Source organism: Enterobacter cloacae complex sp. IR5418, assembly GCF_049238105.1.
Classification (GTDB): Bacteria; Pseudomonadota; Gammaproteobacteria; order Enterobacterales; family Enterobacteriaceae; genus Enterobacter; species Enterobacter hormaechei.
The window spans coordinates 1-25,675 of the sequence record NZ_JBMKHS010000031.1 but is presented as its reverse complement, the minus strand read 5'-3'; the positions used below and the strand labels follow the sequence as shown (position 1 = coordinate 25,675).

Annotated in this window: 24 protein-coding genes and 3 pseudogenes; 19 read left to right on the top strand and 8 right to left on the bottom strand. The window is 55.7% G+C overall.

The window, feature by feature from the left end; genetic code table 11:
• Positions 1-110: 110 nt before the first annotated feature.
• Together ACOTX7_RS19320 and ACOTX7_RS19315 are read left to right on the top strand one after the other, a co-directional pair.
• Positions 111-1,709 (top strand): ABC transporter substrate-binding protein, encoded by a 1,599-nt coding sequence (locus tag ACOTX7_RS19320; RefSeq protein WP_006810752.1) that lies wholly within the window; start codon positions 111-113, stop codon positions 1,707-1,709.
• Positions 1,710-1,783: 74 nt separating this feature from the next.
• Positions 1,784-2,017 (top strand): YdcY family protein, encoded by a 234-nt coding sequence (locus tag ACOTX7_RS19315; RefSeq protein ID WP_125357687.1) that lies wholly within the window; start codon positions 1,784-1,786, stop codon positions 2,015-2,017.
• Positions 2,018-2,020: 3 nt separating this feature from the next.
• Here ACOTX7_RS19315 and ACOTX7_RS19310 read toward each other — a convergent pair whose 3' ends face one another.
• The gene (locus ACOTX7_RS19310) at positions 2,021-2,470 is read right to left on the bottom strand and encodes a DMT family transporter (RefSeq protein ID WP_047354868.1); all 450 of its coding nucleotides are present in this window, start codon (positions 2,468-2,470) and stop codon (positions 2,021-2,023) included.
• Entirely contained in the window at positions 2,467-2,985 is a 519-nt protein-coding gene (locus ACOTX7_RS19305; protein ID WP_221256046.1) for a GNAT family N-acetyltransferase, read from the bottom strand. Before ACOTX7_RS19305 ends, ACOTX7_RS19310 begins: the two co-directional genes overlap by 4 nt.
• Positions 2,986-3,132: 147 nt before the next feature.
• Between ACOTX7_RS19305 and ACOTX7_RS19300 the strand changes: the two genes are divergently transcribed.
• From ACOTX7_RS19300 to ACOTX7_RS19290, 3 genes are all read left to right on the top strand, one after another.
• Complete coding sequence (locus ACOTX7_RS19300; protein ID WP_006810748.1) at positions 3,133-3,708, top strand: helix-turn-helix domain-containing protein; 576 nt, start codon at positions 3,133-3,135, stop codon at positions 3,706-3,708.
• Between the two features lie 66 nt (positions 3,709-3,774).
• Positions 3,775-4,809 (top strand): NADP-dependent oxidoreductase, encoded by a 1,035-nt coding sequence (locus ACOTX7_RS19295; RefSeq protein WP_221256045.1) that lies wholly within the window; start codon positions 3,775-3,777, stop codon positions 4,807-4,809.
• A gap of 256 nt (positions 4,810-5,065) precedes the next feature.
• Positions 5,066-5,734 carry a GntR family transcriptional regulator gene (locus tag ACOTX7_RS19290; protein WP_221256044.1) on the top strand — a complete coding sequence of 223 codons (669 nt, stop codon included), beginning with the start codon at positions 5,066-5,068 and terminating at the stop codon, positions 5,732-5,734.
• A 131-nt stretch (positions 5,735-5,865) separates the two neighbouring features.
• Here ACOTX7_RS19290 and pqqU read toward each other — a convergent pair whose 3' ends face one another.
• Positions 5,866-7,983, bottom strand: coding sequence for a TonB-dependent receptor PqqU (gene pqqU / locus ACOTX7_RS19285; protein WP_221256043.1), 2,118 nt, complete (start codon positions 7,981-7,983; stop codon positions 5,866-5,868).
• 247 nt (positions 7,984-8,230) lie between these two features.
• Here pqqU and ACOTX7_RS19280 point away from each other — a divergent pair, with 247 nt between their 5' ends.
• Positions 8,231-9,292 carry a YncE family protein gene (locus ACOTX7_RS19280; protein WP_006810744.1) on the top strand — a complete coding sequence of 354 codons (1,062 nt, stop codon included), beginning with the start codon at positions 8,231-8,233 and terminating at the stop codon, positions 9,290-9,292.
• 92 nt (positions 9,293-9,384) lie between these two features.
• On the opposite strand, the gene ansP is transcribed toward ACOTX7_RS19280, so the two are convergent.
• Together ansP and ACOTX7_RS19270 are read right to left on the bottom strand one after the other, a co-directional pair.
• Positions 9,385-10,881: an L-asparagine permease gene (ansP, locus tag ACOTX7_RS19275; RefSeq protein WP_221256042.1), complete on the bottom strand. Its 1,497-nt coding sequence runs from the start codon at positions 10,879-10,881 to the stop codon at positions 9,385-9,387.
• 328 nt (positions 10,882-11,209) lie between these two features.
• The gene (locus tag ACOTX7_RS19270; RefSeq protein WP_260630811.1) at positions 11,210-11,527 is read right to left on the bottom strand and encodes a LysR substrate-binding domain-containing protein; all 318 of its coding nucleotides are present in this window, start codon (positions 11,525-11,527) and stop codon (positions 11,210-11,212) included.
• A gap of 13 nt (positions 11,528-11,540) precedes the next feature.
• Here ACOTX7_RS19270 and ACOTX7_RS19265 point away from each other — a divergent pair.
• The 12 genes and pseudogenes from ACOTX7_RS19265 to ACOTX7_RS19210 form a co-directional block, all read left to right on the top strand.
• Positions 11,541-11,633, top strand: a pseudogene (locus ACOTX7_RS19265) (cupin domain-containing protein); the annotation flags it as partial.
• A gap of 71 nt (positions 11,634-11,704) precedes the next feature.
• On the top strand, positions 11,705-12,244 hold the full coding sequence (locus ACOTX7_RS19260; RefSeq protein WP_221256041.1) for a shikimate kinase: 540 nt from the start codon (positions 11,705-11,707) through the stop codon (positions 12,242-12,244).
• A 109-nt stretch (positions 12,245-12,353) separates the two neighbouring features.
• Positions 12,354-13,355 carry an LLM class flavin-dependent oxidoreductase gene (locus ACOTX7_RS19255; protein WP_221256040.1) on the top strand — a complete coding sequence of 334 codons (1,002 nt, stop codon included), beginning with the start codon at positions 12,354-12,356 and terminating at the stop codon, positions 13,353-13,355.
• Positions 13,352-14,473 carry an amidohydrolase gene (locus ACOTX7_RS19250; RefSeq protein WP_221256039.1) on the top strand — a complete coding sequence of 374 codons (1,122 nt, stop codon included), beginning with the start codon at positions 13,352-13,354 and terminating at the stop codon, positions 14,471-14,473. The genes ACOTX7_RS19255 and ACOTX7_RS19250 overlap by 4 nt, the downstream gene beginning before the upstream one ends.
• Positions 14,474-14,489: 16 nt before the next feature.
• Positions 14,490-16,753: pseudogene (locus ACOTX7_RS19245) on the top strand (NtaA/DmoA family FMN-dependent monooxygenase).
• A gap of 9 nt (positions 16,754-16,762) precedes the next feature.
• Positions 16,763-17,272, top strand: coding sequence for a GNAT family N-acetyltransferase (locus ACOTX7_RS19240; protein ID WP_221256037.1), 510 nt, complete (start codon positions 16,763-16,765; stop codon positions 17,270-17,272).
• Between the two features lie 9 nt (positions 17,273-17,281).
• The gene (locus ACOTX7_RS19235; RefSeq protein WP_221256036.1) at positions 17,282-18,208 is read left to right on the top strand and encodes an amino acid ABC transporter permease; all 927 of its coding nucleotides are present in this window, start codon (positions 17,282-17,284) and stop codon (positions 18,206-18,208) included.
• The gene (locus ACOTX7_RS19230) at positions 18,192-18,965 is read left to right on the top strand and encodes an amino acid ABC transporter ATP-binding protein (RefSeq protein ID WP_221813195.1); all 774 of its coding nucleotides are present in this window, start codon (positions 18,192-18,194) and stop codon (positions 18,963-18,965) included. Before ACOTX7_RS19235 ends, ACOTX7_RS19230 begins: the two co-directional genes overlap by 17 nt.
• A gap of 66 nt (positions 18,966-19,031) precedes the next feature.
• Positions 19,032-19,649: a glutathione S-transferase family protein gene (locus ACOTX7_RS19225; RefSeq protein WP_047354855.1), complete on the top strand. Its 618-nt coding sequence runs from the start codon at positions 19,032-19,034 to the stop codon at positions 19,647-19,649.
• Between the two features lie 37 nt (positions 19,650-19,686).
• On the top strand, positions 19,687-19,917 hold the full coding sequence (pptA, locus tag ACOTX7_RS19220; RefSeq protein WP_221256034.1) for a tautomerase PptA: 231 nt from the start codon (positions 19,687-19,689) through the stop codon (positions 19,915-19,917).
• A 185-nt stretch (positions 19,918-20,102) separates the two neighbouring features.
• Complete coding sequence (locus tag ACOTX7_RS19215) at positions 20,103-21,104, top strand: Kdo(2)-lipid IV(A) acyltransferase (protein ID WP_221256033.1); 1,002 nt, start codon at positions 20,103-20,105, stop codon at positions 21,102-21,104.
• A gap of 91 nt (positions 21,105-21,195) precedes the next feature.
• Positions 21,196-21,837, top strand: coding sequence for a helix-turn-helix domain-containing protein (locus ACOTX7_RS19210; protein ID WP_221256032.1), 642 nt, complete (start codon positions 21,196-21,198; stop codon positions 21,835-21,837).
• On the opposite strand, the gene ACOTX7_RS19205 is transcribed toward ACOTX7_RS19210, so the two are convergent.
• Complete coding sequence (locus ACOTX7_RS19205) at positions 21,830-22,129, bottom strand: ArsR/SmtB family transcription factor (protein ID WP_006810729.1); 300 nt, start codon at positions 22,127-22,129, stop codon at positions 21,830-21,832. The genes ACOTX7_RS19210 and ACOTX7_RS19205 overlap by 8 nt on opposite strands.
• A 161-nt stretch (positions 22,130-22,290) precedes the next feature.
• Here ACOTX7_RS19205 and fusA point away from each other — a divergent pair, with 161 nt between their 5' ends.
• The gene (gene fusA, locus ACOTX7_RS19200; protein WP_221813194.1) at positions 22,291-24,390 is read left to right on the top strand and encodes an elongation factor G; all 2,100 of its coding nucleotides are present in this window, start codon (positions 22,291-22,293) and stop codon (positions 24,388-24,390) included.
• A 71-nt stretch (positions 24,391-24,461) separates the two neighbouring features.
• Here fusA and ACOTX7_RS19195 read toward each other — a convergent pair.
• Together ACOTX7_RS19195 and ACOTX7_RS19190 are read right to left on the bottom strand one after the other, a co-directional pair.
• Positions 24,462-24,887 (bottom strand): annotated as a pseudogene (locus ACOTX7_RS19195) (DUF3828 domain-containing protein).
• An 88-nt stretch (positions 24,888-24,975) separates the two neighbouring features.
• On the bottom strand, positions 24,976-25,455 hold the full coding sequence (locus ACOTX7_RS19190; RefSeq protein ID WP_221813192.1) for an Hcp family type VI secretion system effector: 480 nt from the start codon (positions 25,453-25,455) through the stop codon (positions 24,976-24,978).
• Positions 25,456-25,675: the final 220 nt, after the last annotated feature.

Below are 25,675 nucleotides of genomic sequence, written 5' to 3'. Positions count from 1 at the left end.
AGCGAAATGTACGTCTTTAGAATAACCTGATAGTGATTCGTTATTTGTCAGGTCAAAACGTCTGTGCTGTTATTACTGTTCACTATAATAAAACCGAAAGGGTAATAACCATGTCTACAGGGAAAACCGTGCTCGCCCTCGCGCTGAGCGCGCTGCTACCGGCAAGCGCCGCATGGGCGGCAAACAATGACACCATTATCTACTGCTCCGAGGCGTCGCCGGAGTCGTTTAACCCGCAGATCGCCAGCTCTGGACCCTCGTTTGTCGCCAGCTCGCAAACGCTGTATAACCGTCTGATTAACTTCGACCCGGTAAAAAACACGCCGGTTCCTTCTCTGGCGGAGTCATGGACCATTTCGCCTGACGGCAAAACGTATACGTTTACCCTGCGAAAAGGGGTGAAATTTAACAGCAATAAATACTTTAAACCTACCCGCGATTTTAACGCTGATGACGTTATTTTCTCCGTTATGCGTCAGAAAGACCCTAAACATCCGTATCACAATGTTTCCCAGGGCAATTACGAATACTTTAATGACGTGGGCCTCGACAAGCTGATTCAGGATGTGAAAAAGATCGACGATTACCACGTCCAGTTCACCCTGAGCGAACCCAACGCGGCGTTCCTGGCCGACTGGGGAATGGACTTCGCCTCGATCCTCTCTGCCGAGTACGCGGACGCCATGCTGAAAAAAGGCACACCTGAAAATGTGGACACCTGGCCAATCGGCACCGGGCCGTATGCGCTTCAGCAGTACAAGGTGGACTCGCTGATCCGCTACGTCGCCAATCCGAATTACTGGGACGGTGAGGTGCCAACCAAACACCTGATCTTCTCCATCACGCCAAACGTTGAGACGCGACTGGCGAAGCTGCAAACGAACGAGTGCCAGATCATTCCTGCGCCGTCGCCGGTGCAGTTCGACGCGATCAAGAAAAACAAAGACCTGACGCTCCACTCGGTGGAGGCGCTGAACGTGGGGTATCTGGCGTTCAACACGGAGAAAAAACCGTTTGATAACGTGCTGGTGCGCCAGGCGCTGAACTATGCGACGGACAAAAAGGCCATTGTGAACGCGGTCTTTATGGGGTCTGGTACGGTCGCTAAATCGCCGATCCCGCCGAATATGCTCGGCTTTAATAAAGACCTGAAGGATTACGGCTACGATCCGGAAAAAGCGAAAGCGCTGCTGAAGCAGGCGGGTCTGGAGAAGGGCGCGGAAGTGACCCTCTGGTCAATGCCGGTGCAGCGTCCGTACAACCCGAACTCCCGACGCATTGCGGAGATGATCCAGGCTGACTGGGCGAAAGTGGGCGTGAAGGCGAAAATTGTCTCCTACGAGTGGGGGGAATACCTGTCCGGCATGCGTAAAGGCGAGCATGACTCCGCACTGTTCGGCTGGATGTCTGACAACGGCGATCCGGACAATTTCGCCGACGTGCTGCTGGGATGTAATAGCATCAAAACCGGATCCAACGCCGCGCGCTGGTGTGATAAGGGGTATGATGAACGGGTGCAACAGGCCAAACTGACCAGCAACCCGGAAGAACGTGCGAAGCTGTATGGCCAGGCACAGGAGATTTTCTACCAGCAGGCGCCATGGATTGCGTTAGCTAACGGTAAAACGTTCTACGCGACACGCAGCAACGTGACCGGGTACAGCGTAAGCCTGATGGGCAGCGATTTCTCGAAAGCGAAGCTGAACTGATCGTATTATTGCCGGGTGGCGGCTACGCCTTACCCGGCTAACATTTGCCACCGGGCACGTGAAAAGGAGTGACAATGTCACATTTAAACGATGTTATCGTTCGCGTCGACGCCGCCATCGAAGAGAGCGTCATTACCCACATGAACGAACTGCTGATCGCATTAAGCGATGATGCAGAACTCAGCCGTGAAGATCGCTATACCCAGCAGCAGCGCCTGCGTACTGCGATTGCGCATCATGGTAAGCAGCATAAAGAAGAGGCGGAGGCGCGCCATGCTCACCTCACGCAGGGCGGTACCATCCTCTAAGGGTTAAAACTGGCGCCGTGCCACCAGCCAGGCGCCTACCACCAGCATCACTGCGCCGCAGACCGGCCCAACCAGCGCGCGCAGGGGCACACCGTTGCTTTTGAGGATGTCCATCACCATGCCGCCAATCAGCTGGCTTGCCACCAGTACGGCAATAGTCGTGGCCGCTCCCACGTTCTGATACCCGCTAATACTGGCAAAGACAAAAAATGACCCCAGCAGGCCGGGGATCAACGTCCACCAGCGCACCGTTGACGCCAGTTCGCTAAATCCCGCCAGGCCATTTTTCACCAGCAGAATGCTGACAAAAAGCACAATCCCCACCAGCGAGTTCAGCAGCATGGCGATAAGAATGGTGGAGGAGGATTGCGTAATGCGCACCATAAGGGTGTTTTGCACCACCAGGCCAATCCCGGCAGCCACCAGAAACGCTAACGTCAATGACTGATTCATGACAGAGCATCCGGTTCGCTGCGCTCATCGAGCTGGAGCTGCATAAAGGTTAAATCCAGCCAGCGACCGAATTTGGTTCCCACCTGCGGCATCTTTCCGGTGGTTTTAAAGCCCAGGGTTTCATGCAGATGAATTGACGCCTGGTTCTGCGCCTCGATGCCAGCCACCATCACATGTTTACCGATCTGGCGGGCTTCCTTGATCAATTCCGTCATCAGCAGTCGGCCAATGCCTTTGCCCTGGTGATCGGGATGAACGTAAACCGAGTGTTCCACCGTATGGCGAAAACCGTCGAACGCTCGCCAGTCGCCAAATGAGGCGTATCCCGTTACCACACCCTCTTGTTCACTGACCAGCACCGGGTAACCCAATAGCGTACGCGCCTCAAACCATGCAATACGGTTATCGGTGTCGACAGTGGTATCGTTCCAGATGGCGGCGGTGTGCAGCACCGCATGGTTATAAATTTCACCGATAGCGGCACAATCTTCTTTGCAGGCATGACGAACAATCATGATTAACCCTCTGGCTGTGATGTTTACTATAGTAGTACGGTTTTCTCACAATATTACACAGTTCTTGTCGTGCATCGCTACGCAAAATCCTGTTTTATTGTCATTAAATTGCCCCGAGTCACCATCCATACACTATAGTATTACGTCATGAATACGATGACAGACAATATGAATCAACGGATTAGCGTCCGTATACGCCTTGAACGCGAGTCGCGGGGCTGGTCTTTAAGCGAACTCGCCGAACGGGCAGGCATCTCGCGCGGCATGATCCACAAGATTGAACGGGGTGACAGTAGCCCGACGGCGACCCTGCTTGCCCGTTTATCCGGTGCCTTTGGTATCAGCATGTCTACGCTCATTGCGCGCGCGGAAATGCAGGAGGGTAAACTTTTACGTCTGGCGAACCAGCCCGTCTGGCGCGATCCGCAAACCCACTATTTGCGTCGCCATGTGTCGCCGCGCACCGATATGCCTATCGATCTCGTCCAGGTGGAACTGCCCGCACGCAGCGATGTGCCTATGCCTGCATCCTCTTATGCGCTGGCGCGACAGCTGATTTGGTTGCAGGCAGGTGAACTGGTCTTTCTGGAAGGGGAGACCCGCCATGAAATGAAGGCCGGAGATTGCCTGGAACTTGGGCCGCCGAACGACTGCCGGTTTATCAACGAAACGGATGAGCCGTGCCTTTATCTGGTCGTGCGGCTTAATCAGTCCGGCTCATAATGCGAAGGCGATCCGCAGGATAACGTGCCAGACTTTAATGACATTTTCAGCAGTAAGGAGCGATGAATGAGTCAATCAACTACGCAAAACCGACGCTGGGTACTGGCTTCCCGTCCACATGGCGCGCCGGTCGCCGATAATTTCCGTTTAGAAGAACAGCCGATCCCCACGCCATCAGAGGGGCAGGTATTGTTACGCACCGTATGGCTCTCGCTTGATCCGTACATGCGGGGCCGTATGAGCGATGCGCCATCCTATTCACCTCCGGTCGAGATTGGCGCGGTGATGGTGGGCGGTACGGTTAGCCGCGTCGAGACCTCGCGTCATCCGGATTATAAAGAGGGTGAGTGGGTTCTGGGCTACAGTGGCTGGCAGGAGTATGAACTGTCAGACGGGAAAGGGCTGGTGAAGCTGGGTGAAAACCCGTCGCACCCTTCATGGGCGCTCGGCGTACTGGGGATGCCGGGCTTCACCGCGTATATGGGCCTGCTTGATATCGGCCAGCCGCAGGCGGGGGAGACCCTTGTTGTGGCGGCAGCCACGGGGCCGGTTGGCGCAACGGTGGGGCAGATCGGTAAAATCAAAGGATGCCGGGTCATTGGTGTGGCTGGCGGGGAAGAGAAATGCCGTTATGCGGTTGACGTGCTCGGTTTCGACGCCTGTCTGGATCACCACGCGGATGATTTTGCCGACCAACTGGCGAAAGCCTGCCCGCAGGGCATTGATGTTTATTATGAAAACGTTGGCGGTAAAGTCTTTGACGCCGTGCTGCCGCTCCTGAATACCTCCGCGCGCGTGCCGGTTTGCGGACTGGTGAGCGGCTACAATGCGACCAACCTGCCGGAGGGTCCGGATCGGTTGCCGCTGTTGATGGGAACCATCCTGAAAAAACGCATCCGCATGCAGGGCTTTATCATCGCTCAGGACTATGGTCATCGTATCGACGAGTTCCAGCAGGAAATGGGCCGCTGGGTGCAGGAAGGCAAAATTCACTATCGCGAGCAGGTCATTGAAGGACTGGACGCGGCGCCGGACGCGCTGATTGGGCTGCTTGAAGGGAAAAACTTCGGCAAAGTCGTGATCCGCGTGGCGGCAGACTAATCAGACCATCGGTTATGGCGGGCGATGTCCGCCATAATTATTTGTGAAGATACGATATATTGTCTTTAATTAATCCATAAGCTTTGCGCGCCCTCGGCCAGCTGAGCCAGAATTGAAAAATGCAATATTATTTGAACGAATGTAATTTTACGCGCGCCCCTCATACCAGGCATGACGATACAGGATATATCTGACCGGCGACGTTTTTTTAAACAGTCGCTGAAAATGGCATTTTGTTTGGCTACGGGAATTAAACATGTTTGATTTGGAACATTTGGAAAAAGCACAAAGAATCAGTCTGACTTTGCAAGTTGAGAACAGTTTAAAGGGAGCGTTAATTACGGGCTCATTAAAACCTGGGGCTCGACTCGTCACGAAAGAGATTGCGGATAAATTAGGCACCAGTATCACACCGGTGCGCGAAGCCCTGCTGCGCCTGGTGTCTGCGGGTGCCTTACAGGCCACGCCAGCGCAGGCATTTCTGGTGCCAGAAGTCACGCTGGAGCGCTATAACGAAATTAACGCCATCAGAAAGCAGCTTGAACCGATGGCCGTTGCGGCGGCGTGCCAGAATATGACCGAGACCAGGCTGGATGCGTTACGCGCGCTGTCCGATAACTTCAGCACCGCCATGCATCAGGGCGACGTGCAGAAAGCGATCTATGCCAACCGCGTGTTCCGCTTTACGCTCTATCAGTATGCCGAGATGCCGACCCTGAACTCGCTGATTGAGCAGCTCTGGGTACGAATTGGCCCGTGTATCAACTACCTGCACGAAGAGCTGAAAGACATCCCCGCCACGACCTATCATTATGCCGATCTGCTTTCTGCGCTGGAGCAACGGGATGTGACGGCGAGTCGGGAGGCGATCGACCGGGCTATTGATGAAGCCAATATCCTCCTGCAACGGCAATACTACAGTTAAGGATCCCTCTGACGCCCTTATTTAAATATTCGTATTACCCCTCCCGGATTATATTCCCGGCGCATCAGGCTACCGGGAATGACGTTATTTCGCTTAATTTTTACCGGCAACGTACGCTGCCGGAGAATGTTTTACTCAAAGCGATAAGAGACCGACAGACCGACGCCATAGTTACGGCCAGGAGCAGGTTCGTAATAGCGATTGTAGCCAGCGTTAACAATCTCTGAACCGGCATACTCTTTATCGAACAGGTTATCGACGCGACCAAAGAGGTCCATTCCCCATTTACCGTAATTGAGTTTATAGCCGGTATTCAGGCCAACCACGGTATAGGAGGGCGCTTTGGCGGTATTGGTGTCGTTTGCCATCACGTCGCTCATGTAGCGCGCATCTGCACCCGCGTACCAGCCTTCTTCAGGCTCCCAGCCAAACGACGCATACCCCATGTTACGGGCAATGCCCGGCATCCGGTTGCCGCTACAGTCTGTATTGTTACAGACGTTGGTACGGTAGGTCGCATCGAGATAGGTCCACGCCATCTTCAGCTTCCAGTTCTCGGCAAACTGCTGGTCGAGCGCAATTTCCACACCCTGACGGCGCGTTTTCCCGGCATTTTTATAGGTGGTGCGACCCTCTTTGTTTTCGTCGACCACGATCTCGTTGTCGGTATCCGTGCGGAACAGCGCCGCCGTCAGGATGCCATTGCCGATGCGGGTTTTACTGCCAATCTCATAGGTGTTGTTGGTTGACGGTTGCAGGTTGATATTGAGGCCGCCTTTGCCATCAGAACGGTAGGAGAGTTCGTTAATGGTCGGAGTCTCAAATCCCCGTCCCGCCGCGGCATACAGGTTCCATGCGTCGGTCACGGCGTATTTTACCGCACCTGCCGGGAGCCATTTATGGTAGCTGGCGTCACCGCTGTCATCGCCGTTTTTCGGGGTAATGTAATGATCGTTGGAGTCAAACCAGACGGAGCTGTAACGCACACCCGCCTCAACGGACAGCTTTTGCGTTAGCTGCCACTGGGTTTGCAGGTAGGGATCAAGGTTCCACATCAGGTTACGTTCGTCACGGCGTTTGTCACCCTTCACGCCATAATCCGTCACGCCGTTGTTCATCACGAAGTTTTCATACCCGCGGCGATTTTCACTCATATTTTCGTAGTTCAGGCCGGTGGTAAACGTTACCGGCACCAGCAGCTCGCCGCGGTGGGTCCAGCGGGTATCAATACCCTGATAGTGGCGCTGCATATCAATTACGCCACCCGAATGCGCAGGATTGTCACGCTGAGTGGACGCCGGAATGGACTGATACTGGGTCATTTCACGCTCACCGGCGTACATCATCACGCTGAGGTCATCCTGTTCGCTCAGCTGGCGGTCGTAGCGGATCCCGGCCTGGGTCTGCTTAATGGTTTTACGCGTGTTGTACTGATCGCCGCGAGGTGACTGGCGCGGGTTATTCTGCCATTCCTGATAGCTCAGTCCGCCCGGATCGTTGGCTTTCATGTCCACGCTGTTAAAAATCAGCGTCAGCTTGCTGACATCGTCAATGCGCACACCTAGTTTCGCGTTGGCGAGGTTTTTCCGTGCGCCGCTGTGATCGCGATAGCCATGGGTGGTGAAACGGGTGGTGGAGACGGCGTAATCCACATCTCCCGCCTGAGTCCCGTCGCCCACCGCACCGGTGGCCTTCATGCCGTAACGCCAGGTGCCGTAGCTGCCGTAATAGCTGCTGGCTTCAATTGTGGCTGGCTGTTGTCCGGTCTGGGTGTTGATGTTGATCACGCCGCCGGAGGCATTGCCGTACAGGGCGGAGAAGGGGCCGCGCAGCACGTCGACGCTCTCGATGCTGTTGAGGTCAATGTTTGACGTCTGCCCCTGGCCGTCGGGCATGGTTGCCGGAATGCCATCCACGTACATGCGGATCCCGCGTACGCCGAAGGTTGAGCGCGCGCCGAATCCGCGGACAGAAAGTTGCAGATCCTGGGCATAGTTCTGGCGGTTCTGGATTTGCAGGCCAGGTACGCTTCCCAGAGATTCAGAAAGGTTGATGCGCGGTGTGGCATGTCGCATATCGTCGCCACTCACCACGCTGACTGCGGCTGGGGTGTCCAGTTCGGAGACGGTTTGCGGCGTGGCGCTGACGATCAGGGTCTGTTCATCTGCGGCCATCGCGCTCAGCGGGCCAAAAACGACGGGAACGAACAGCAGGGGTAGCGATACCCTACGGGCAGTAATAATTTTCATGAAGTAAACCGATTAAGAAAAAATTCGAACCAAATCAACTGGAACCTGTGTATATATGTTAAATCCTTTGTAAATGTTATGAAAACTATAACCGCACATTTCGTGAATGTAAGGGTTTGAAGGAAAGAAATACTCCACATTCAACCCATTAATGATTACTATTCTCATTAAAATAACGGCAAAGCGATGACTTTGCCCACCGGAAGTGATGTCAGCGGTAAATCTCCTCATTTAAAAAGGAATTGTTATGTCTTTACGTCATCTGTGCTCGCCGCGCCTGCGTGGGTCTCTGCTGCTGGGTTCTTTATTGTTTGCCGGTACGTTCCAGGTTCATGCTGCTGAAGAGATGCTGCGCAAGGCGGTAGGCAAGGGCGCGTATGAAATGGCCGTCAGCCAGCAGGAAAACGCGCTGTGGGTTGCGACGACTCAAAGCCGCAAAACCGATAAGGGCGGCGTGGTTTATCGTCTGGATCCGGTCACGCTTGAAGTGACGCAGGCGATTCATAACGATCTCAAGCCGTTTGGCGCCACGATCGATAAAGCCACCCAGACGCTGTGGTTCGGAAACACCGTCAACAGCGCCGTGACGGCGATTGACGCCAAAACGGGCGAGGTGAAAGGGCGCCTGGTGCTGGACGATCGCAAGCGTAGCGACACGGTGAAACCGCTTCAGCCGCGCCAGCTGGTGGCCGATGACACAACGAATACGGTGTACATTACCGGCATTGGTAAGGAGAGCGTGATCTGGGTTGTTGATGGCGCAACGCTGAAGCTGAAGGACACCATCGCGAACACCGGCACGTTCAGTACCGGGCTGGCGCTGGATGCACAGGCAAAACGTCTGTACACCACTAATGCGGACGGCGAGCTGGTCACCATTGATACGGCAACCAACAAAATCCTCAGCCGTAAAAAGGTGCAGGACGACGGAAAAGAACACTTCTACCTGAACCTGAGCCTGGACACTGCCGGTCAGCGCGCGTTCCTGACGGATTCTAAACAGCCAGAAGTGCTGGTGGTGAGCCTGAAAGATGGCAGCGTGATGCAGAAAATCGCCGCGCCAGAATCGCTGGCCGTACTGTTCAACCCCGCGCGTAACGAAGCCTATGTGACGCACCGCGAGGCGGGCAAGGTGAGCGTGATTGACGCCAAAACCTACAAAGTGACCAAAACCTACGATACTCCGGTCTACCCGAACAGCCTGGCGCTGTCTGCGGACGGTAAGACGCTGTACGTGACGGTGAAACAGAAATCCACCCGTCAGCAGGAAGCGACCCAGCCTGACGATGTGATTCGTATCGAGTTGTAAGGTGTGAATTGCCCGGTGGCGCTGCGCTTACCGGGCCAGAAAAACCATGAAATGCAGGCCGGGTAAGGCGAAGCCGCCACCCGGCTTTTTTATTAACGCGAGGTCTCTTCCACCAGGGGACCATCCTGTTTGTTATCATCAGGATGAACCGGTGCAGTGCTGTGAATTTCGTTCACGCGTTTACGCACGCCAAACCAGCCAGCAATCAGCAACACCGCCAGCAGCGGGATCGTGGCGATGGTGTAAGTTCCGTTCGGGTAGTCGAAGGCCATCAGCACCAGCACGCTCAGCAGGAACAGCAGGGTAAGCCAGGAGGTCACCGGTGCGCCCGGCAGCTTGAAGCTAACGTCAGCCGCTTTCCCTTCTTTGATCGCTTTGCGCAGACGCATCTGACACACCACGATAAAGGCCCAGGAGGCGATGATGCCCAGTGCGGCGACGTTCAGCACAATCTCAAACACCTGAGATGGCACCAGATAGTTCAGGAACACGCCAAAGATGTACACCACCAGCGTCGCCAGGATACCCGCGTAAGGCACCTGCTGCTTGCTCATCTTCGACATAAACTTCGGCGCAGAGCCGCCCATCGACATGGAGCGCAGGATACGACCTGTTGAATAGAGCCCGGAGTTCAGGCTGGAGAGCGCGGCGGTCAGGACCACGATATTCATGATGCTGCCCACGTACGGCACGCCCAGCTTGGAGAAGAAGGTCACAAACGGGCTTTGACCCGCCTGGTATGCGTTCCACGGCAGCAGCAGCACCAGCAATACCACGGAGCCTACATAGAACAGGCCGATACGCCAGATCACGCTGTTGATGGCTTTTGGCACCATCGTCTGCGGATCTTTACATTCACCGGCCGCCGTCCCCACCAGTTCGATGGAGGCAAAGGCGAACACCACACCCTGCACCAGAACCAGCGCTGGCAGCAGACCGTGCGGGAAGAAACCGCCGTTATCGGTAATCAGGTGGAAGCCGGTCGCGTTGCCGTCCAGGGGCTTACCGGTGCCGAGGAACACGGTACCGACCACCAGGAAGATCACAATGGCCAGCACCTTCACCAGCGCGAACCAGAACTCCATCTCGGCGAACCATTTCACGCCGATCATGTTCATGGTCCCGACGATCGCCAGTGCCCCAAGGGCGAACACCCACTGGGGCACATCGCCAAACGCGCCCCAGTAGTGTATGTACAGCGCAACGGCGGTGATATCGACGATACCGGTCATCGCCCAGTTAACGAAGTACATCCAGCCCGCGACATAGGCCGCTTTTTCACCGAGAAATTCACGGGCGTAAGAGACAAAGCTGCCGCTGGAAGGGCGGTGGAGCACCAGTTCGCCAAGGGCGCGAAGGATGAAGAAAGAGAAGATCCCGCACACCAGATAGACCAGGGCGAGAGCAGGGCCAGCCATTTGCAGACGTGCGCCTGCACCTAAAAACAGACCTGTACCGATAGCGCCGCCGATGGCGATCATCTGCACCTGACGGTTGCCCATCGCCTTGTGATAGCCCTCTTCATGAGAGTTCAACCAGCGACGTTTCGCAGCATGATGATCGGCTGCGCTTTTATTGCTTGTTTTCATTGAGTTACCTGTTTGCCTGTCTGAACCATTAACGTGATAGTCCTGCCTGGCGGAAGCCAAAACAAACGATTGCTTCTGCACAGACACATGCTGCCTTTCCAGTCATTCTGTGTATGGATAAGGCAAAACATGGCGAGGCATCCTACCCGCAATTGATAAGCGACGCAAAATATAACCGTGTCGAAAGTGATGCACGTCGAAGGAAATCGTGTGGTCAGAGCAGACGGGGATCACAACGCGCTGAATCGTGGCGTTTTTTTAGTCAAAAAGGCCAGTAAATGCGGATTTAATCATCAGGTTTACTTAATAATTACTGACAGGTAGGGCATCAGGAATCCCGCAGGGCTGCGATGAGTAAAGCAAACGCCGTCGTGTGCTGGCGGCGGCTCGGATAATACAGATGGTAGCCTGTAAAAGCCGGACACCAGGCTTCAAGAACACGCACTAACCGGCCTTCCGCAAGAGCGTCGAGAACCGAATCTTCTGGAACGTAGGCCAGCCCCAGACCGTTTTCGGCGGCATCGATGCGTTGCGGCAGGCTGTTGAGGATCAGCTGGCCGTCAACCCGCCCTCGCTTCCAGATTGCGCATCGCGTTGCTGAGCGCCGACTGAGATACCCCAAGCTGCGCTCCCGGGCGACGACCATAAAGGAAAGCAGATCGTTGACCCATATCGCCATTGCAGAAGCGGTTAACGGCAGTGCGGTGGAGTGGCTGGAGAAGGTCGCCGACGAGCAGTATCCGAACGAGTAGTCTGGCGTTTCGTAAACCAATTAATAACGTTATGATTCGATCCGTTTTCTTCAGCATGTGCAGGCGGAACGGTGAAAATCAATATCATTGGCACCAGCGGAAGTGGGAAAAGCACGTTTGGCAGGCGAATCGCGGAGGCGCTGGCTATCCCTTACATTGAGATGGACAGGCTCTACTGGCGAGCGAACTGGCAGGGAACCCCTGATGAGGAGTTTCTCGCAGCGCTGGAACAAACGCTCGCCGCATCGCCTGACTGGGTACTGGACGGGAATTACAACCGTACACGCGACGTAAAGTGGCGCGACGTTGATATGGTGGTGTGGATAGATCATGGGTTTATCCGCACGCTCTGGCAGGCGGTGACGCGAGCCTTCAAACGTGCATGGCACAAACAGGAGCTTTGGCCCGGTACGGGGAACCGCGAAAGCTTTCGTCAATCGTTCTTTAGCAAGGACTCCATCATCATCTGGACGATCAAGACCTGGCGCAGCAACCGCAAACGCTATGAAGCGGATATGCACAACCCGCAGTACGCACACATTCGCTTTCTCCGCATTACCCGACGGCATGAAGTGGAAACACTCATTACATCGCTCCAGTCACGCCGTTGACAGATCCTCTATTGCCGTTTTCCGGCAATCCAAATGTAAATAAATTGTTTCTCAGAGGTGAAATCCGCCTTTAATAATGACGCCATGTTAAGTCAAACGAGAACGCAACATGTCATGGCGAATCAGCATTCTGGATAAAAGCCCCGTCGCAGAACACGAAACAGCCGCCGATGCGCTGGCGCGAACCTTAACACTGGCGCAGCAGGCGGAAACGCTGGGTTATCACCGCTTCTGGATTGCCGAACACCACAATACCCCGCAGCTTGCCAGCCCCTCGCCGGAACTGCTGATTGCCTGGATCCTCGGGCAAACAAAGCGTATTCGCGTGGGTTCCGGCGGCGTCATGCTGCAACATTACAGCCCCTATAAAGTCGCCGAAAATTTTAACGTACTGGCTGCCCTGGCGCCGGGCCGGGTTGATCTGGGCGTTGGTAAAGCGCCCGGCGGTCTGCCGCTCTCAACCCGCGCGTTGCAGCACGGCCTGGATCCGCAGAAAAAAGGCAGCTTTGCTGAACAACTGACGCAGCTCGATCGCTGGATCCGCCCTGAAAATCAGTCAGCGGAGGAGGACGTTCGCGCCACGCCGCTGCCGCCGGTGCCTGCCCGGGGTTTTCTGCTGGGCGCCAGCACCGAAAGCGCGCTGCTGGCGGCCTCCCTCGACTGGCATTTTGTCTTTGCCGCCCACCTGAACGGTGATCCTGAACTGCTGCGCGAGGTCGTTACAGCCTGGCGTCAACACAGCGTCCGGGAGGTGATTGTCGCCGTGCAGGCGATCGTTGCGCCCACGCAGGCCGAGGCCGACGCGCTGGCGCAGAAGGTTGAAGTGTGGGGCGTGGAACTGGCAAACGGGCAGCGCGTCACCGTGGCCAGCGAAGAACAGGCCTACGCCTTTGCGCGGCAGGCGGGGAGTGAACCGGTGCGCATCGCGCGTCGGGCACAGTCTCTGCTGGCCGGAACGGCGGCGTCGGTGCTTGAACAGCTCAACGCGCTGCATCAGCAGTGGGGGATTGACGAATTTATCATCGACACGCCGGTGGCGGATGGCGCAACGCGCGTGCAGTCCCTGCGTCTGCTGGCCGAGGCGCGTCTTAACAGGGAGGTGACCGTATGAGCTTTAGCGAACAACTGATTGCCTGGCGTCGTGAGCTGCACCAGAACCCTGAACTCTCCGGTCAGGAGGTCGAAACAACGGCTCGCCTGCGCGAGTGGCTGACGGCGGCCGGGATTGCCCCGCTGGATTACGATCTCAAGACCGGGCTGGTTGCGGAGATCGGCACGGGTAACGCACTGGTTGCGCTGCGCGCCGATATCGACGCGTTACCCATCGACGAGCGCAGCGGGGTGCCGTTTAGCTCCCGGCGTGCGGGGGTGATGCATGCCTGCGGACACGACATTCACACCAGCGTGATCCTCGGCGCAGCGTTAAAGCTGAAAGAGCGGGAAGCCTCGCTTAACGGCCGCGTGCGGATCCTGTTCCAGCCTGCGGAAGAGAATTTCGGCGGTGCAAAAAGCATGGTGCGGGCCGGGGCATTACGCGACGTACGCGCGATTTTCGGCATGCATAACGAGCCTTCACTGCCAGTCGGCGAGTTTGCCACGCGCGGCGGCCCGTTCTATGCCAACGTCGATCGCTTCGTTATTCACGTTACCGGCAAAGGCGCACATGCCGCACGTCCGCATGAAGGCAACGACGCCATTGTGCTGGCAAGCCAGCTGGTGACGGCGCTGCAAAGCGTTGCCAGCCGTAACGTCAACACGCTGGATTCGGTTGTTCTGAGCGTGACGCGCATCGCCGGGGGAAATACCTGGAACGTACTGCCGGAAAGCGTTGAGCTGGAGGGTACGCTGCGTACGCACCGCACGGAAGTGCAGCAGAACGTGAAAGCGCGCGTCGGTGAAATCGCCGCCGGATTTGCCAGCGCCTTTAGCGCGCAGATCAACATCACCTGGTACGCCGGACCCACCGCGCTGGTGAACGATGAGCACTGGGCCGGGTTTGCCACCTCGGTCGCGCGCGAAGCGGGTTATGAAACCCGGCATGCGGAACTGCACATGGGCGGGGAGGATTTCGCGGTCTATCTGCAAAACATTCCCGGCGCGTTTGTCAGCATTGGCAGCAACAGTTCGTATGGGTTACATCACCCGGCATTTAACCCGGACGAAGCACTCATCGAACCCGCTGCCCGCTATTTTGCTCAGCTCGCGGAACAAGCCCTGCGACACGTTTAATTAATTTGAGGTGAATATGTCTGCATATCGACAATTGCGGCTGGGGACCATTTTGCATGGTGCATCAGGAAATATGTCTGCCTGGCGCCATCCGGCGGCGGTCGCAGATGCCAGCATTAATTTTGATTTCGTTAAAGAAACGGCTTTAAAGGCGGAAGCGGGCAAGCTCGACTTTATATTTGTCGCCGACGGTCTTTATATTAACGAGAAATCCATTCCCCATTTTTTAAACCGCTTTGAGCCACTGACGGTGCTGTCCGCGCTGGCGAGTATTACCTCGCACCTGGGGCTGGTCGGCACGTTATCCACCTCCTACAGCGAGCCTTTCACCGTTGCGCGCCAGTTTGCCAGCCTCGATCACCTGAGCAACGGACGGGCGGGCTGGAACGTGGTGACGTCGCCGCTGGAAGGATCGGCGAAGAACTTCTCCCGCGAAAAACACCCGGAGCATGCGCTGCGCTACCGCATTGCGGATGAGTATCTCGACGTGGTGAAAGGGCTGTGGGATTCCTGGGAAGAGGATGCTTTTATCCGCAATAAAGAGAGTGGACAATTCTTTGATGCGTCGAAACTGCATACCCTTGATCACCACGGTGATTTCTTCCAGGTTTCCGGCCCGCTGAATATTGGCCGCACGCCGCAAGGGCGTCCGATTGTCTTTCAGGCTGGCGCGTCAGACGACGGTAAAAAGCTGGCGGCAAAACACGCTGACGCCATCTTTACCCACCATGACACGCGGGAAGACGCCCAGGCCTTTTACCGCGATGTTAAACAGCAGCTGGAAAGTCACGGTCGTCGCGCAGGGGATTTACATATATTCCAGGGTGTCAGCGTCATTGTCGGAAACGATGCCGATGACGTCGAAAAGCAGTATCAAACCACGGCGGCACTGGTCTCCATTGCTGATGCGCTGAATTACCTCGGACGTTATTTCGAGCATCACGACTTTAGCCAGTATCCCCTCGACGCGCCGTTCCCGGATATTGGCGATTTGGGCAAAAACAGCTTCCGCAGCACCACCGATGAAATCAAGCGTAACGCCCGTGAGCGCAACTTAACTTTGCGTCAGGTCGCGCTGGAAGCCGCATCGCCGCGCCCGCGTTTTTCCGGCACACCGGAGCAGGTGGCCGATGGTTTACAGGCCTGGTTCGAAGAGATGGCGGCGGATGGCTTCATCATTCAGGGCGGCACGCCGGACACCTTCCCGCGCTTTGTCGACCAGGTGGTGCCCGTTTTACAGGCGCGCGGCCTGTTCCGCACCGACTATCCCGGCACCACGCTGCGCGAAAGTCTGGGCTTAGACCAGCCCAAAAACCAGTTCACACAACAATAAAAGAGAACAACGCTATGCAGAAATCATCGCTTATTCTGGCGCTTGCGCTGGCCTTTACCCCTGCCGTCTGGGCAGAGAACGTCAATATTAACGGCACCGGCGTGAGCATTGAGGCCAATAAAACGCCGATCAATACCGCCAAAAACAGCGATGCGATCGCGCAACTGCCGAAAGACTATCACTTTGCCGTGCCGGGGAAATTTACCGTGGCGGTAGCGGGCCTGAATCAACCGCCGCTGACGGTCTTTTCTGACGACAACAAAACCCTGCTGGGAAGTGAGGTCGACATTGCGCGTCTGGTGGCGGACAGCCTCGGGCTGGAGCTGAACGTGGTTCCCACCTCCTGGGAAGACTGGCCGCTGGGGGTGGCCTCCGGGAAATACGACGCGGCTATCAGCAACATCACCGTCACCAAAGCGCGCAAAGAGAAGTTCGACTTCGCGACCTATCGCAAGGATTCTCTTGGCTTCTACGTGAAATCCACCAGCCCGATCGCTTCGCTCCAGAAGGCGGAGGATATCGCCGGGCTGCGCATCATCGTCGGCTCCGGCACTAATCAGGAAGCCATTCTGCTGGCATGGAACGAAGAGAACATCAAAAAAGGGCTTAAACCCTTTACGCCGATCTACACCAAAGACGATGCGGCGCAAACCCTCGCGATTCAGTCCGGACGTGCGGATGCTTACTTCGGCCCGAACGTGATCGGCGCCTGGAAAGCGGCGCTCAACGGGAAAACCAAACTGGTCGGTAGCGTCGACGGCGGCTGGCCGAAGGCGGCGCATATCGCGGTGACGCTGAAAAAAGGCAGCGGGCTGGTCGAACCGGTTCAGACCGCGCTGAACGGCGTGATCAAGAACGGCGATTACGACAAGGTGCTGAACCGCTGGGGGGAAGGCGTGGAGCGTATCCCCCGTTCCGACGTTAATCCGGCCGGTCTGGGCGATTAAGGAGGCGCTATGCGTGAAAAATTTCGTGACGTTTCCCCGGAAGATGCCGATCTTCAGCCTGTTATCGAGGGGCTGTTCGGTGAATACGCCGCGCGTTACGGTGACTGCTTTTCAAAGGATGCGGAAGTCGAGCTGACAGAGTGGTACCTGGCGCCGCAGGGGCTGTTTATCGTCCTGGAGCGCGATGGCGAAATCATCGCCACCGGTGCGTACAAGCCTTTCGACGAACATACCGCAGAGATCAAACGCATCTGGACGGATAAAACGCTGCGCCAGCAGGGACTCGCCGCGCGCGTGGTGCAGGAGCTGGAGCGCCGGGCGGTGCTGGCGGGCTACAGCCACATCTACCTGACAACGGGGTTTCGTCAGCCGGAGGCGGTGCGGCTCTATCTCAGCCAGGGGTATCAGCCGCAGTTCGATCTCAACCGCGATCCGGAAGAGTACAGCCAGCCGCCGTTCGATGGTCGGCTACGTTTCACCAAAACGCTGATCCGCGAAGCGCTCAGCAAAACCGCATAAGGAGCGACGATGAGCAACGTTGAAACCATAAAAGTGGTCCCGGCACGTTATCCGCTGCGCGCTGCTGGCGCCGTGGTGGCGCTGTTTGTGCTGGCGGTCGTGATCCAGTCCGTGGCCTTTAATCCGCGCTGGGAGTGGGCGGTTTTTGCCCGCTGGTTCTTCGACCCGGTGATCCTCGAAGGCGTCGGTCAGACGCTGCTGCTGACGTTGATAGCTACCGTGCTGAGCGTGGTGACGGGCGGCATGCTGGCGCTGGCGCGGCTCTCCTCATCATGGCTGTTGAGCAGCCTGGCCTGGGGTTACATCTGGCTGTTCCGCTCGCTGCCGCTGATCGTGGTGCTGATCATCCTCTATAACTTCTCCTATCTGTACGACACGCTCTCTCTCGGCGTGCCTTTTACCGGCATTACCTGGGGCAGCTTTGACACCATCAACGTGCTCGGGCAGTTTTCTACCGCCATCGTGGGGCTGACGCTGGTGCAGAGCGCCTATACCGCGGAGATCATTCGCGGGGGCTTCCTTGGGGTCGATCACGGTCAGTATGAGGCGGCCGCTGCGCTGGGGCTGCTGGCGTGGCGTCGCACCGTGCGTATTATTCTCCCGCAGGCGCTGCGCACCATCCTGCCGTCCGGGTTTAACGAAATCATCAGCCTCGCCAAAGGGACGGCAATGGTTTACGTGCTGGCGATGCCGGAACTGTTCTACACGATACAGATGATCTACAACCGCACGCAGGAGGTGATCCCGCTGTTGATGGTCGGCGCCGTCTGGTATCTGGTGATCACCACCGTTCTCTCTGCCATCCAGCATATTGTTGAGCGAGCGCTCGCCCGCAGCGAGCGCCGATCCGCCGTAAGCCAGAGCCGGGCAGCCCGTCGCGCACGTTCCATTACCTCTTCGCCAGCACAGGAGCCTGTTCATGCCAGCCTCTCCTGAAGGACACATTTCCATTACCGGCGTCAGTAAGTTTTTTGGCCGACATAAAGCGCTCGATAACGTCACGCTTGAGATCCCGCCGGGCTCCGTGACGGTGATCCTCGGTCCTTCCGGCTCGGGGAAATCGACGCTGCTGCGCACCATTAACCATCTGGAGCGCGTAGACGAAGGCTTTATTCAGATAGACGGGGATTACATCGGCTATCGCCGTCAGGGTGACAAACTCTACGAGCTAAAAGAGAAAGAGATCCTCAAACAGCGCGTCAACGTTGGGTACGTGTTTCAGAACTTCAATCTCTTTCCGCACCTCACGGTGCTGGAAAATCTGATTGAAGCGCCCGTCGCGCATAAAAAATTCACTAAAAAAGAGGCTGTTGAGAACGCCTACAGCCTGCTGGATGTGGTAGGGCTGCGCGATAAAGCCGATGCCTGGTCTCGTCACCTCTCCGGCGGCCAGCAGCAGCGCATCGCCATTGCCCGCGCGCTGGCGCTGCGCCCGCGCGTGATGCTGTTTGACGAGCCAACCTCGGCGCTGGATCCGGAACTGGTGGGCGAAGTGCTGGACGTGATTAAAAAGCTGGCCCGTTCCGGCACCACGCTGGTGGTGGTCACCCATGAGATCGGCTTTGCCCGGGAAGTGGCGGACCAGGTGGTGTTTATGGTCGACGGAAAAATTGTGGAGCAGGGCAGCAGCGACGAGGTGTTAAACCGTCCGTCGCACCCGCGAACGCGCCAGTTTTTGTCAAAAGTATTGTAGTTTTCCCGCCTGGGATAACCCGCTCATGGTGCTCTACACTTAGGGTTTTATCCCCGAGGGGGCAACATGATTAAACTCTATGGCGTACCCGGCTGGGGCTCGGCAATCAGTGAGGTGATGCTGACCCTGGCAGATATCCCGTATCAATTTGTCAACGTGGACGGGTTTGACCAGCCCGGCCCGCAGCGTGAGCTGCTGCTAAAACGCAATCCGCTGTGCCAGGTCCCCACGCTCGAACTGGAAAACGGAACAATAATGACGGAAACCGCGGCCATCGCCCTGATGGTGCTCGACCGATGTCCCGATCTCGCGCCGCCCGTCGGGCAGGCCGAGCGCCAACAGTTTCAGCGTTTGCTCGTCTGGTTTGTGGCAAACGTCTATCCCACGTTTACGTATGCAGATTATCCGGAACGCTGGGCGCCGGATGCGCCGGAACAGCTCAGGAAAAACTGTATTGAGTACCGTAAATCTCTTTATCTGTGGTTTGACAGCCAGCTCAGTGCCTCGCCTTTCGCTTTTGGCCAACAGCTAACGCTGCTTGACGTCTATATCGCCGTCGCGCGGACCTGGGGGCCACGTCATGAGTGGTTTGCCGCCAACACGCCTGGTATCACCGCCATCGCGGATGCCGTCTGTGCGCTGCCGGAACTGCACAAGGTGCTAAAAGCTAACGACATAATCTGATAACGTGGAATGCTCACTTATCAAAGGAGCCCTGCTCATGCCACACGTTGATATTAAATGTTTTCCCCGCGACCTGACTGAAGAACAAAAAACGGCCCTGGCGGCGGATATCGCGAACGCGATCGTGCGTCATCTGAACAGCAAAGATCGCTCAATCTCCGTGGCGCTTCACGAAGTTCAGGAAGCAGACTGGAAGGCGCAGGTCTGGGATACCGAGATCGGCCCGAAACTGGATGAACTGATTAAGAAACCCGGCTATTCGATGTAATTCACAAGCCGGGTGGGGCAATTTCACCCGGCAAACCTCACGTTGATTCCGTTTCGCAAAAATCGATAATAAAAACCATAACGATTCCGCTACAATTCATCCCTCCGAACAATATCCGTTAAATCAGCAGGTAAGCACTGCAACTGCACTACATTAAGTACAAATAGTAAAAGGATAATTTTTTCATGACAAAATTACCTCAGTTTTCACTCGCCTTTATTCATCCCCGTTACTGGCTCAGTTGGGCTGGCATTGCCGCGCTCTGGTGTACGGTTCAGCTTCCCTATCCGCTTCTGTTAAAAACAGGGCACGGGCTTGGGCGCCTGGCCATGCGTCTGCTTCCACGCCGCGTGGACATTGCCAGACGTAACCTTGAACTTTGTTTTCCGGAGATGAAAGAGGATGAGCGCGAGCGTCTGCTTGAGCGTAATTTTGAATCGGTCGGGATGGGCGTCATCGAAACGGGGATTGCGTGGTTCTGGCCCGACTGGCGCGTGCGCAAACACTTCAGCGTGACGGGCTATGAACATATGGAACAGGCGCGGACGCAGGGAATGGGCGTGGTGCTGATTGGCATGCATTTTCTGACGCTGGAGCTGGGCGCGCGCATCTTCGGCATGCTTAACGCGGGAATTGGTGTGTATCGTCCCAACAATAATGCGTTGCTTGACTGGCTACAGACGCGTGGTCGTCTGCGTTCCAATAAAACCATGCTTGACCGCTATGACCTGAAGGGCATGATCCGCGCGCTGAAGCAAAATGAGATCCTGTGGTATGCCCCGGATCATGACTATGGCAAAACGAATAGCGTGTTTGTGCCGTTTTTTGCCGTCCCGGATGCTGCGACAACCGCCGGGAGCTACATGCTGGTGAAAAGTGCCAGACCGGCCGTGATCCCGTTTGTACCGCGCAGAAAAGAAGACGGTACAGGGTATGAGCTGATTATTCTCGAAGATATCAGCGAGACCTTGCAGGGGGGCGATAAAGTGTCGGTAGCCACGCAGATGAACCGGGCGATTGAGCGCGCCGTGATGATGGCGCCCGAGCAATATATGTGGCTGCATCGCCGGTTCAAAACCCGCCCTGAAGGCCAGCCGGACCGGTATAAACGCAAAAAACAGATCGCCTCATCCGCAAGAACCTTATCTGCCAGCGATATTTCGGACCGGTCGAGTATTCAGCAGTAGCCCGGCAGGGCGGATGCGGGTGCGCTCCGCCCTTTATAAAACCCGCCGCGCTGGATAGAATTAGCGCATCCACATTGACGGGATGCCACACATGACCGGAAGAGTCGATTATCATCTTGAAAAATACCACCTCACCGAAGCCGCCGAGCCGGAACGCCTGACGCGGCAGTGGGCGGAAGTGATACGTGAGTGTCATGACCAGAAATCCGGGGCCGAAGAGCGTCTGCGTCTCGCGCTGCTGAATGTGGATTATGTGACCAGCTTTGAGCTTCCCTTCCGGTTACTTCTTACCCGCGCACCGCAGCTGATTGATGGCATCAGAAATGAGTTTCAGCTTAGTCAAAAAAATGTCCTGTTCAACGGCAAGCGGTTTGGCTGCGTCTACAGCCTTAAACAGGATTTGAACGGCATTCCCGATGAGTTTACCTACCACCTGAAGACCCGTATTCAGCGAATCGACGCGTTCGGCGGCTCGGAAGTGCCTTACCGACAAATTGCCCAGCAGGTGAAAGCCCCCCGCGAGCGCCTCCAGATGGCGCTCGAACAAGGGCTTGCGGTCACCGCGCTTGACGGGCTTTTCTGGTTTGGTATCCAGCGCATAGCCGCCGACGTGCAGCGGTTAAGGAAGACCGGGATGAGAATAGCGACGTCCGATACGGAGGTGTTCGACACCCTTACCGGAACAACACGGCGCGTTCCGGTTTATCGTCTTGAGGACGCTGCCGCTACTTAGCCTGGAGCAAGATCGCCATCAGCCCTGGAAAACGGGCGTCCAGATCCTCTCTTCTCAGTGAAATCATATTCTCGCGCCCCTGCGGGCGCTGCCAGATCACGCCGCTGTCGCGCAGGACGCGCCAGTGGTGGGTCATGGTAGATTTCACTACCTCTTCCGGGCGCAGCGCGTTACAGCTCAGTTCGCTGCCGTCGGCCAGCCTGCGGATAATCGCCAGTCGCAGCGGATTGCCGAGGGCGAAGAGCACATTTTCCAACACTATTTGTTCAGGTTCCGGGTGGTTTGGGATCATCGTTTTCCTGCGTCTCACGTCAGATTGAGCTATATCAACAATAGGTCAACCGTTAAAAAATAGTTCGATAATACTCGTACAATGGGACTATTATAACAAACGAACGAATACGCGACCATCCCGGTCGTCACATACCCGTCATAACGACGTAAGGAAATATCATGCCCCGACCCATTCCACTCGAACGTTATCGCAACATCGGTATCTCCGCGCATATCGATGCCGGTAAAACCACCACCACTGAGCGCATTCTGTTTTACACCGGGATGAGCCACAAGCTGGGTGAAGTACACGATGGCGCGGCAACCACCGACTGGATGGCGCAGGAGCAGGAGCGCGGGATCACCATTACGTCGGCGGCGGTGAGCTGTTTCTGGCCCGGTATGGACAGAGGCTTTGAACCGCACCGCATCAATATTATCGACACCCCCGGGCACGTAGATTTCACCATTGAGGTGGAACGTTCCATGCGTGTGCTCGACGGCGCGGTAATGGTCTATGACTCCGTTGGTGGCGTGCAGCCGCAGTCGGAAACCGTCTGGCGTCAGGCGAATAAATATCACGTCCCGCGGCTGGCCTTCGTCAACAAAATGGACCGCCCGGGTGCGGATTTCTTCCGCGTGGTACAGATGATGCAGGAGCGCCTGAAAGCTAATCCGGTCCCGATTGTGATCCCGGTGGGGGCAGAAGAACACTTCACCGGCGTGGTAGATCTCATCAAGATGCGCACCATTCTGTGGGACGATGCAACGCAGGGTATGGCGTTTAGCTACGCGCCGGTGCCCGACGATCTGCTGAGCACCGCCCAGGCGTGGCGAGAAAAAATGGTTTCGGCGGCGGCAGAAGCCAGCGAGGAACTTATGGATAAGTACCTTGAGACGGGCGAACTGGATGAAGCGGAAATCATCAAAGGGCTGCGGATCCGGACTATCTCCGGTGAAATACAGCCCATGCTGTGCGGCAGCGCCTTTAAGAACAAAGGGGTGCAGCGCATGCTCGACGCGGTGATTGAGCTGATGCCGTCTCCGCTGGACGTGCCCGCCATTGACGGTGTTGATGAAGACGGACAGCACGCCGAGCGCCACCCAAGCGATGATGAGCCGTTCTCGGCGCTGGCCTTCAAACTGATGAGCGATCCGTACGTCGGCCAGCTGACCTTTATCCGCGTCTATTCCGGCATACTGCGCAAAGGCGACGCGGTGTACAACCCGGTGAAGGGCAAGAAAGAGCGTATCGGACGCATCGTGCTGATGCATGCCAACGATCGCCATGAGGTGGACGAGCTGCGCGCAGGGGATATCGCAGCCTGTGTCGGGCTGAAAGACGTCACCACCGGTGACACGCTGACCGACCCGAATGCGGTGATCACCCTTGAACGGATGGAGTTTCCGGACCCGGTTATTTCGCTGGCGATTGAGCCGAAAACCAAGGCCGATCAGGAGAAAATGGGGATCGCCCTACAGCGTCTGGCGGCGGAAGATCCGTCGTTCCGCCTGCACACGGACGAAGAGTCCGGCCAGACGATTATCTCCGGGATGGGCGAGCTGCATCTGGAAATCATCGTTGACCGCATGAAGCGTGAGTTTGGCGTAGAGGCGAACATTGGTCGTCCGCAGGTCACCTACCGCGAAACCCTGCGTAAAGCGGTGAAGGATATTGAAGGTAAATTTGTCCGACAGTCCGGCGGGAAAGGGCAGTATGGTCATGTTGTCCTGAGCCTGGAGCCGCTGGAGCCTGGAAGTGGCTTTAAATTTGAAGATGCCACCAAGGGCGGCGTGGTGCCGCGCGAGTATATTCCGTCCGTTGAAAAAGGGCTGCGTGAGGCCATGAACAGCGGCGTGCTGGCGGGCTATCCGGTTGTGGATGTGAAAGCGACGCTGACGTTTGGCTCGTACCACGACGTCGACTCCTCGGAGATGGCCTTCCGCATGGCGGCGATCCTCGGCTTTAAAGAGGGCGCACGGCGGGCGGATCCGGTTATTCTCGAGCCGGTCATGCACGTTGAGGTGGAAACGCCGGAAGAGTACGCCGGAAACATTATGGGCGATCTCTCCTCCCGTCGCGGCATGGTGCAGGGGATGGCAGAGCAGTACGGCAGCCAGATTATTCGCGCTGACGTCCCGCTGGCTGAGATGTTTGGCTATGCCACCACGCTGCGATCGATGTCCCAGGGACGCGCGACGTATACGATGGAGTTCCATCATTTCGCGGAAGCGCCGCGGAATGTGGCGGATGAGATTATTGCGAAGCGTGTGAAGTAGTGAATTAATTGCACATGGTGGTCATTTGGCTACCATGTGCTTTTAGTATTACGACAGGGGGTTTAAGCCTGTTATTTAATTAGCGTTGCCGATTGCACTTTCCATTTTCCTTGCTCTTCAATGAGGCAATCTTCAACAACATGATCTTGCTTCTTACCAAACGCGATATAGACGTTTGTGCAAACGACGTCAAAATCTGAATGTAAGACGGTTATCTGATTCCAGTCATTATTCCAGTCCTGCGCTTTGATAAACATATCCGCGTCGGGCATATCTTTTTCGTTACTGTCGCCTGAATACAATTCTTTTATGGCTGCAATTGTCCCAGAGGCAACGTAAACATTCATCATGTCTGGATTGAGTATGGGCGGTTTGTTCTGTTCTAACTGTGCGATATATCATTGATTGAATTTAAGCGCCGCCTGACCCGGTGCATAAATGTTTTCTGCGACCGCGAGCGGATACAGGGCGAAAAGTAAAAAAAAGAGTAGCTTCATTAATCATGACCTGTGTTATCTGCAATGAGCTTGATGGTATACCAGACGGGAGAAATATGGCACTGTGGAGTTAGACAGTGCCAAACGTTTATGCTGTAACTCTGTGGTTCCAGCTATCTTTGTAAACGATATTACCATCACAGTGCTTCCAGGTAATATTTTCATAACGTAGAAGGATTGTTTCCAGGTGAGTGCCAGAACCTGCGCCAGGATATAAATCAGGTGTTATGGATGTGATTTTAACATTGTCCAGGAATATGTTAAAGTATTCGCTTTCAATTCCAGCTTCGTTAATTATGTACATTTTTATCATAGCTGATTTGAGTGTGGCTCCAGTCGTTAAAGCTTTGTATAAAAGGGGGGTAACGCGATCGAATTCTTTCTGAAACATAATCGGTGCGTGAATTCGTGTGCCCGTCAGGCGACCTGTATTGCTATCGGCTGGGATATTGACATTATGAGTCAGTGATTTCAACTCAATGGCACCGATACGCCCGGAGACCAAAGATGAGCCAATCATCGGTGAACCATTTTCATCCGTTAACCACATATAAGCTGGATTAGACATAGTAAATCCTTTTATTTCAGTTTTGTTAAGCGTGAGGTGAGTCGAGGAAACAACCAAACCAGAATAATGATTGTGAACAATGTTAATGACAGACAGTACTCAGGGAATAGGTGAAGCCATAACAAACCAAAACCTATGACGAGTACAGGAAAGACTACGCTTTGACTTTGTTGAATAAATCGAACTTTTGCTGAGTTGAAGGATCAGATCACGCATCTTC

Coding starts and splice junctions, on each gene's coding strand:
- ACOTX7_RS19205 (WP_006810729.1), bottom strand. CDS start 22,129: ATGATCCCAAACCACCCGGAACCTGAACAAATAGTGTTGGAAAATGTG.
- ACOTX7_RS19225 (WP_047354855.1), top strand. CDS start 19,032: ATGATTAAACTCTATGGCGTACCCGGCTGGGGCTCGGCAATCAGTGAG.
- ACOTX7_RS19250 (WP_221256039.1), top strand. CDS start 13,352: ATGAGCTTTAGCGAACAACTGATTGCCTGGCGTCGTGAGCTGCACCAG.
- ACOTX7_RS19305 (WP_221256046.1), bottom strand. CDS start 2,985: ATGATTGTTCGTCATGCCTGCAAAGAAGATTGTGCCGCTATCGGTGAA.
- ACOTX7_RS19270 (WP_260630811.1), bottom strand. CDS start 11,527: ATGGTCGTCGCCCGGGAGCGCAGCTTGGGGTATCTCAGTCGGCGCTCA.
- ACOTX7_RS19290 (WP_221256044.1), top strand. CDS start 5,066: ATGTTTGATTTGGAACATTTGGAAAAAGCACAAAGAATCAGTCTGACT.
- ACOTX7_RS19310 (WP_047354868.1), bottom strand. CDS start 2,470: ATGAATCAGTCATTGACGTTAGCGTTTCTGGTGGCTGCCGGGATTGGC.
- ACOTX7_RS19295 (WP_221256045.1), top strand. CDS start 3,775: ATGAGTCAATCAACTACGCAAAACCGACGCTGGGTACTGGCTTCCCGT.
- ACOTX7_RS19235 (WP_221256036.1), top strand. CDS start 17,282: ATGAGCAACGTTGAAACCATAAAAGTGGTCCCGGCACGTTATCCGCTG.
- ACOTX7_RS19320 (WP_006810752.1), top strand. CDS start 111: ATGTCTACAGGGAAAACCGTGCTCGCCCTCGCGCTGAGCGCGCTGCTA.
- ACOTX7_RS19240 (WP_221256037.1), top strand. CDS start 16,763: ATGCGTGAAAAATTTCGTGACGTTTCCCCGGAAGATGCCGATCTTCAG.
- ACOTX7_RS19215 (WP_221256033.1), top strand. CDS start 20,103: ATGACAAAATTACCTCAGTTTTCACTCGCCTTTATTCATCCCCGTTAC.
- ACOTX7_RS19315 (WP_125357687.1), top strand. CDS start 1,784: ATGTCACATTTAAACGATGTTATCGTTCGCGTCGACGCCGCCATCGAA.
- pqqU (WP_221256043.1), bottom strand. CDS start 7,983: ATGAAAATTATTACTGCCCGTAGGGTATCGCTACCCCTGCTGTTCGTT.
- ACOTX7_RS19190 (WP_221813192.1), bottom strand. CDS start 25,455: ATGTCTAATCCAGCTTATATGTGGTTAACGGATGAAAATGGTTCACCG.
- ACOTX7_RS19280 (WP_006810744.1), top strand. CDS start 8,231: ATGTCTTTACGTCATCTGTGCTCGCCGCGCCTGCGTGGGTCTCTGCTG.
- ACOTX7_RS19230 (WP_221813195.1), top strand. CDS start 18,192: ATGCCAGCCTCTCCTGAAGGACACATTTCCATTACCGGCGTCAGTAAG.
- ansP (WP_221256042.1), bottom strand. CDS start 10,881: ATGAAAACAAGCAATAAAAGCGCAGCCGATCATCATGCTGCGAAACGT.
- ACOTX7_RS19300 (WP_006810748.1), top strand. CDS start 3,133: ATGAATACGATGACAGACAATATGAATCAACGGATTAGCGTCCGTATA.
- pptA (WP_221256034.1), top strand. CDS start 19,687: ATGCCACACGTTGATATTAAATGTTTTCCCCGCGACCTGACTGAAGAA.
- ACOTX7_RS19255 (WP_221256040.1), top strand. CDS start 12,354: ATGTCATGGCGAATCAGCATTCTGGATAAAAGCCCCGTCGCAGAACAC.
- ACOTX7_RS19210 (WP_221256032.1), top strand. CDS start 21,196: ATGACCGGAAGAGTCGATTATCATCTTGAAAAATACCACCTCACCGAA.
- fusA (WP_221813194.1), top strand. CDS start 22,291: ATGCCCCGACCCATTCCACTCGAACGTTATCGCAACATCGGTATCTCC.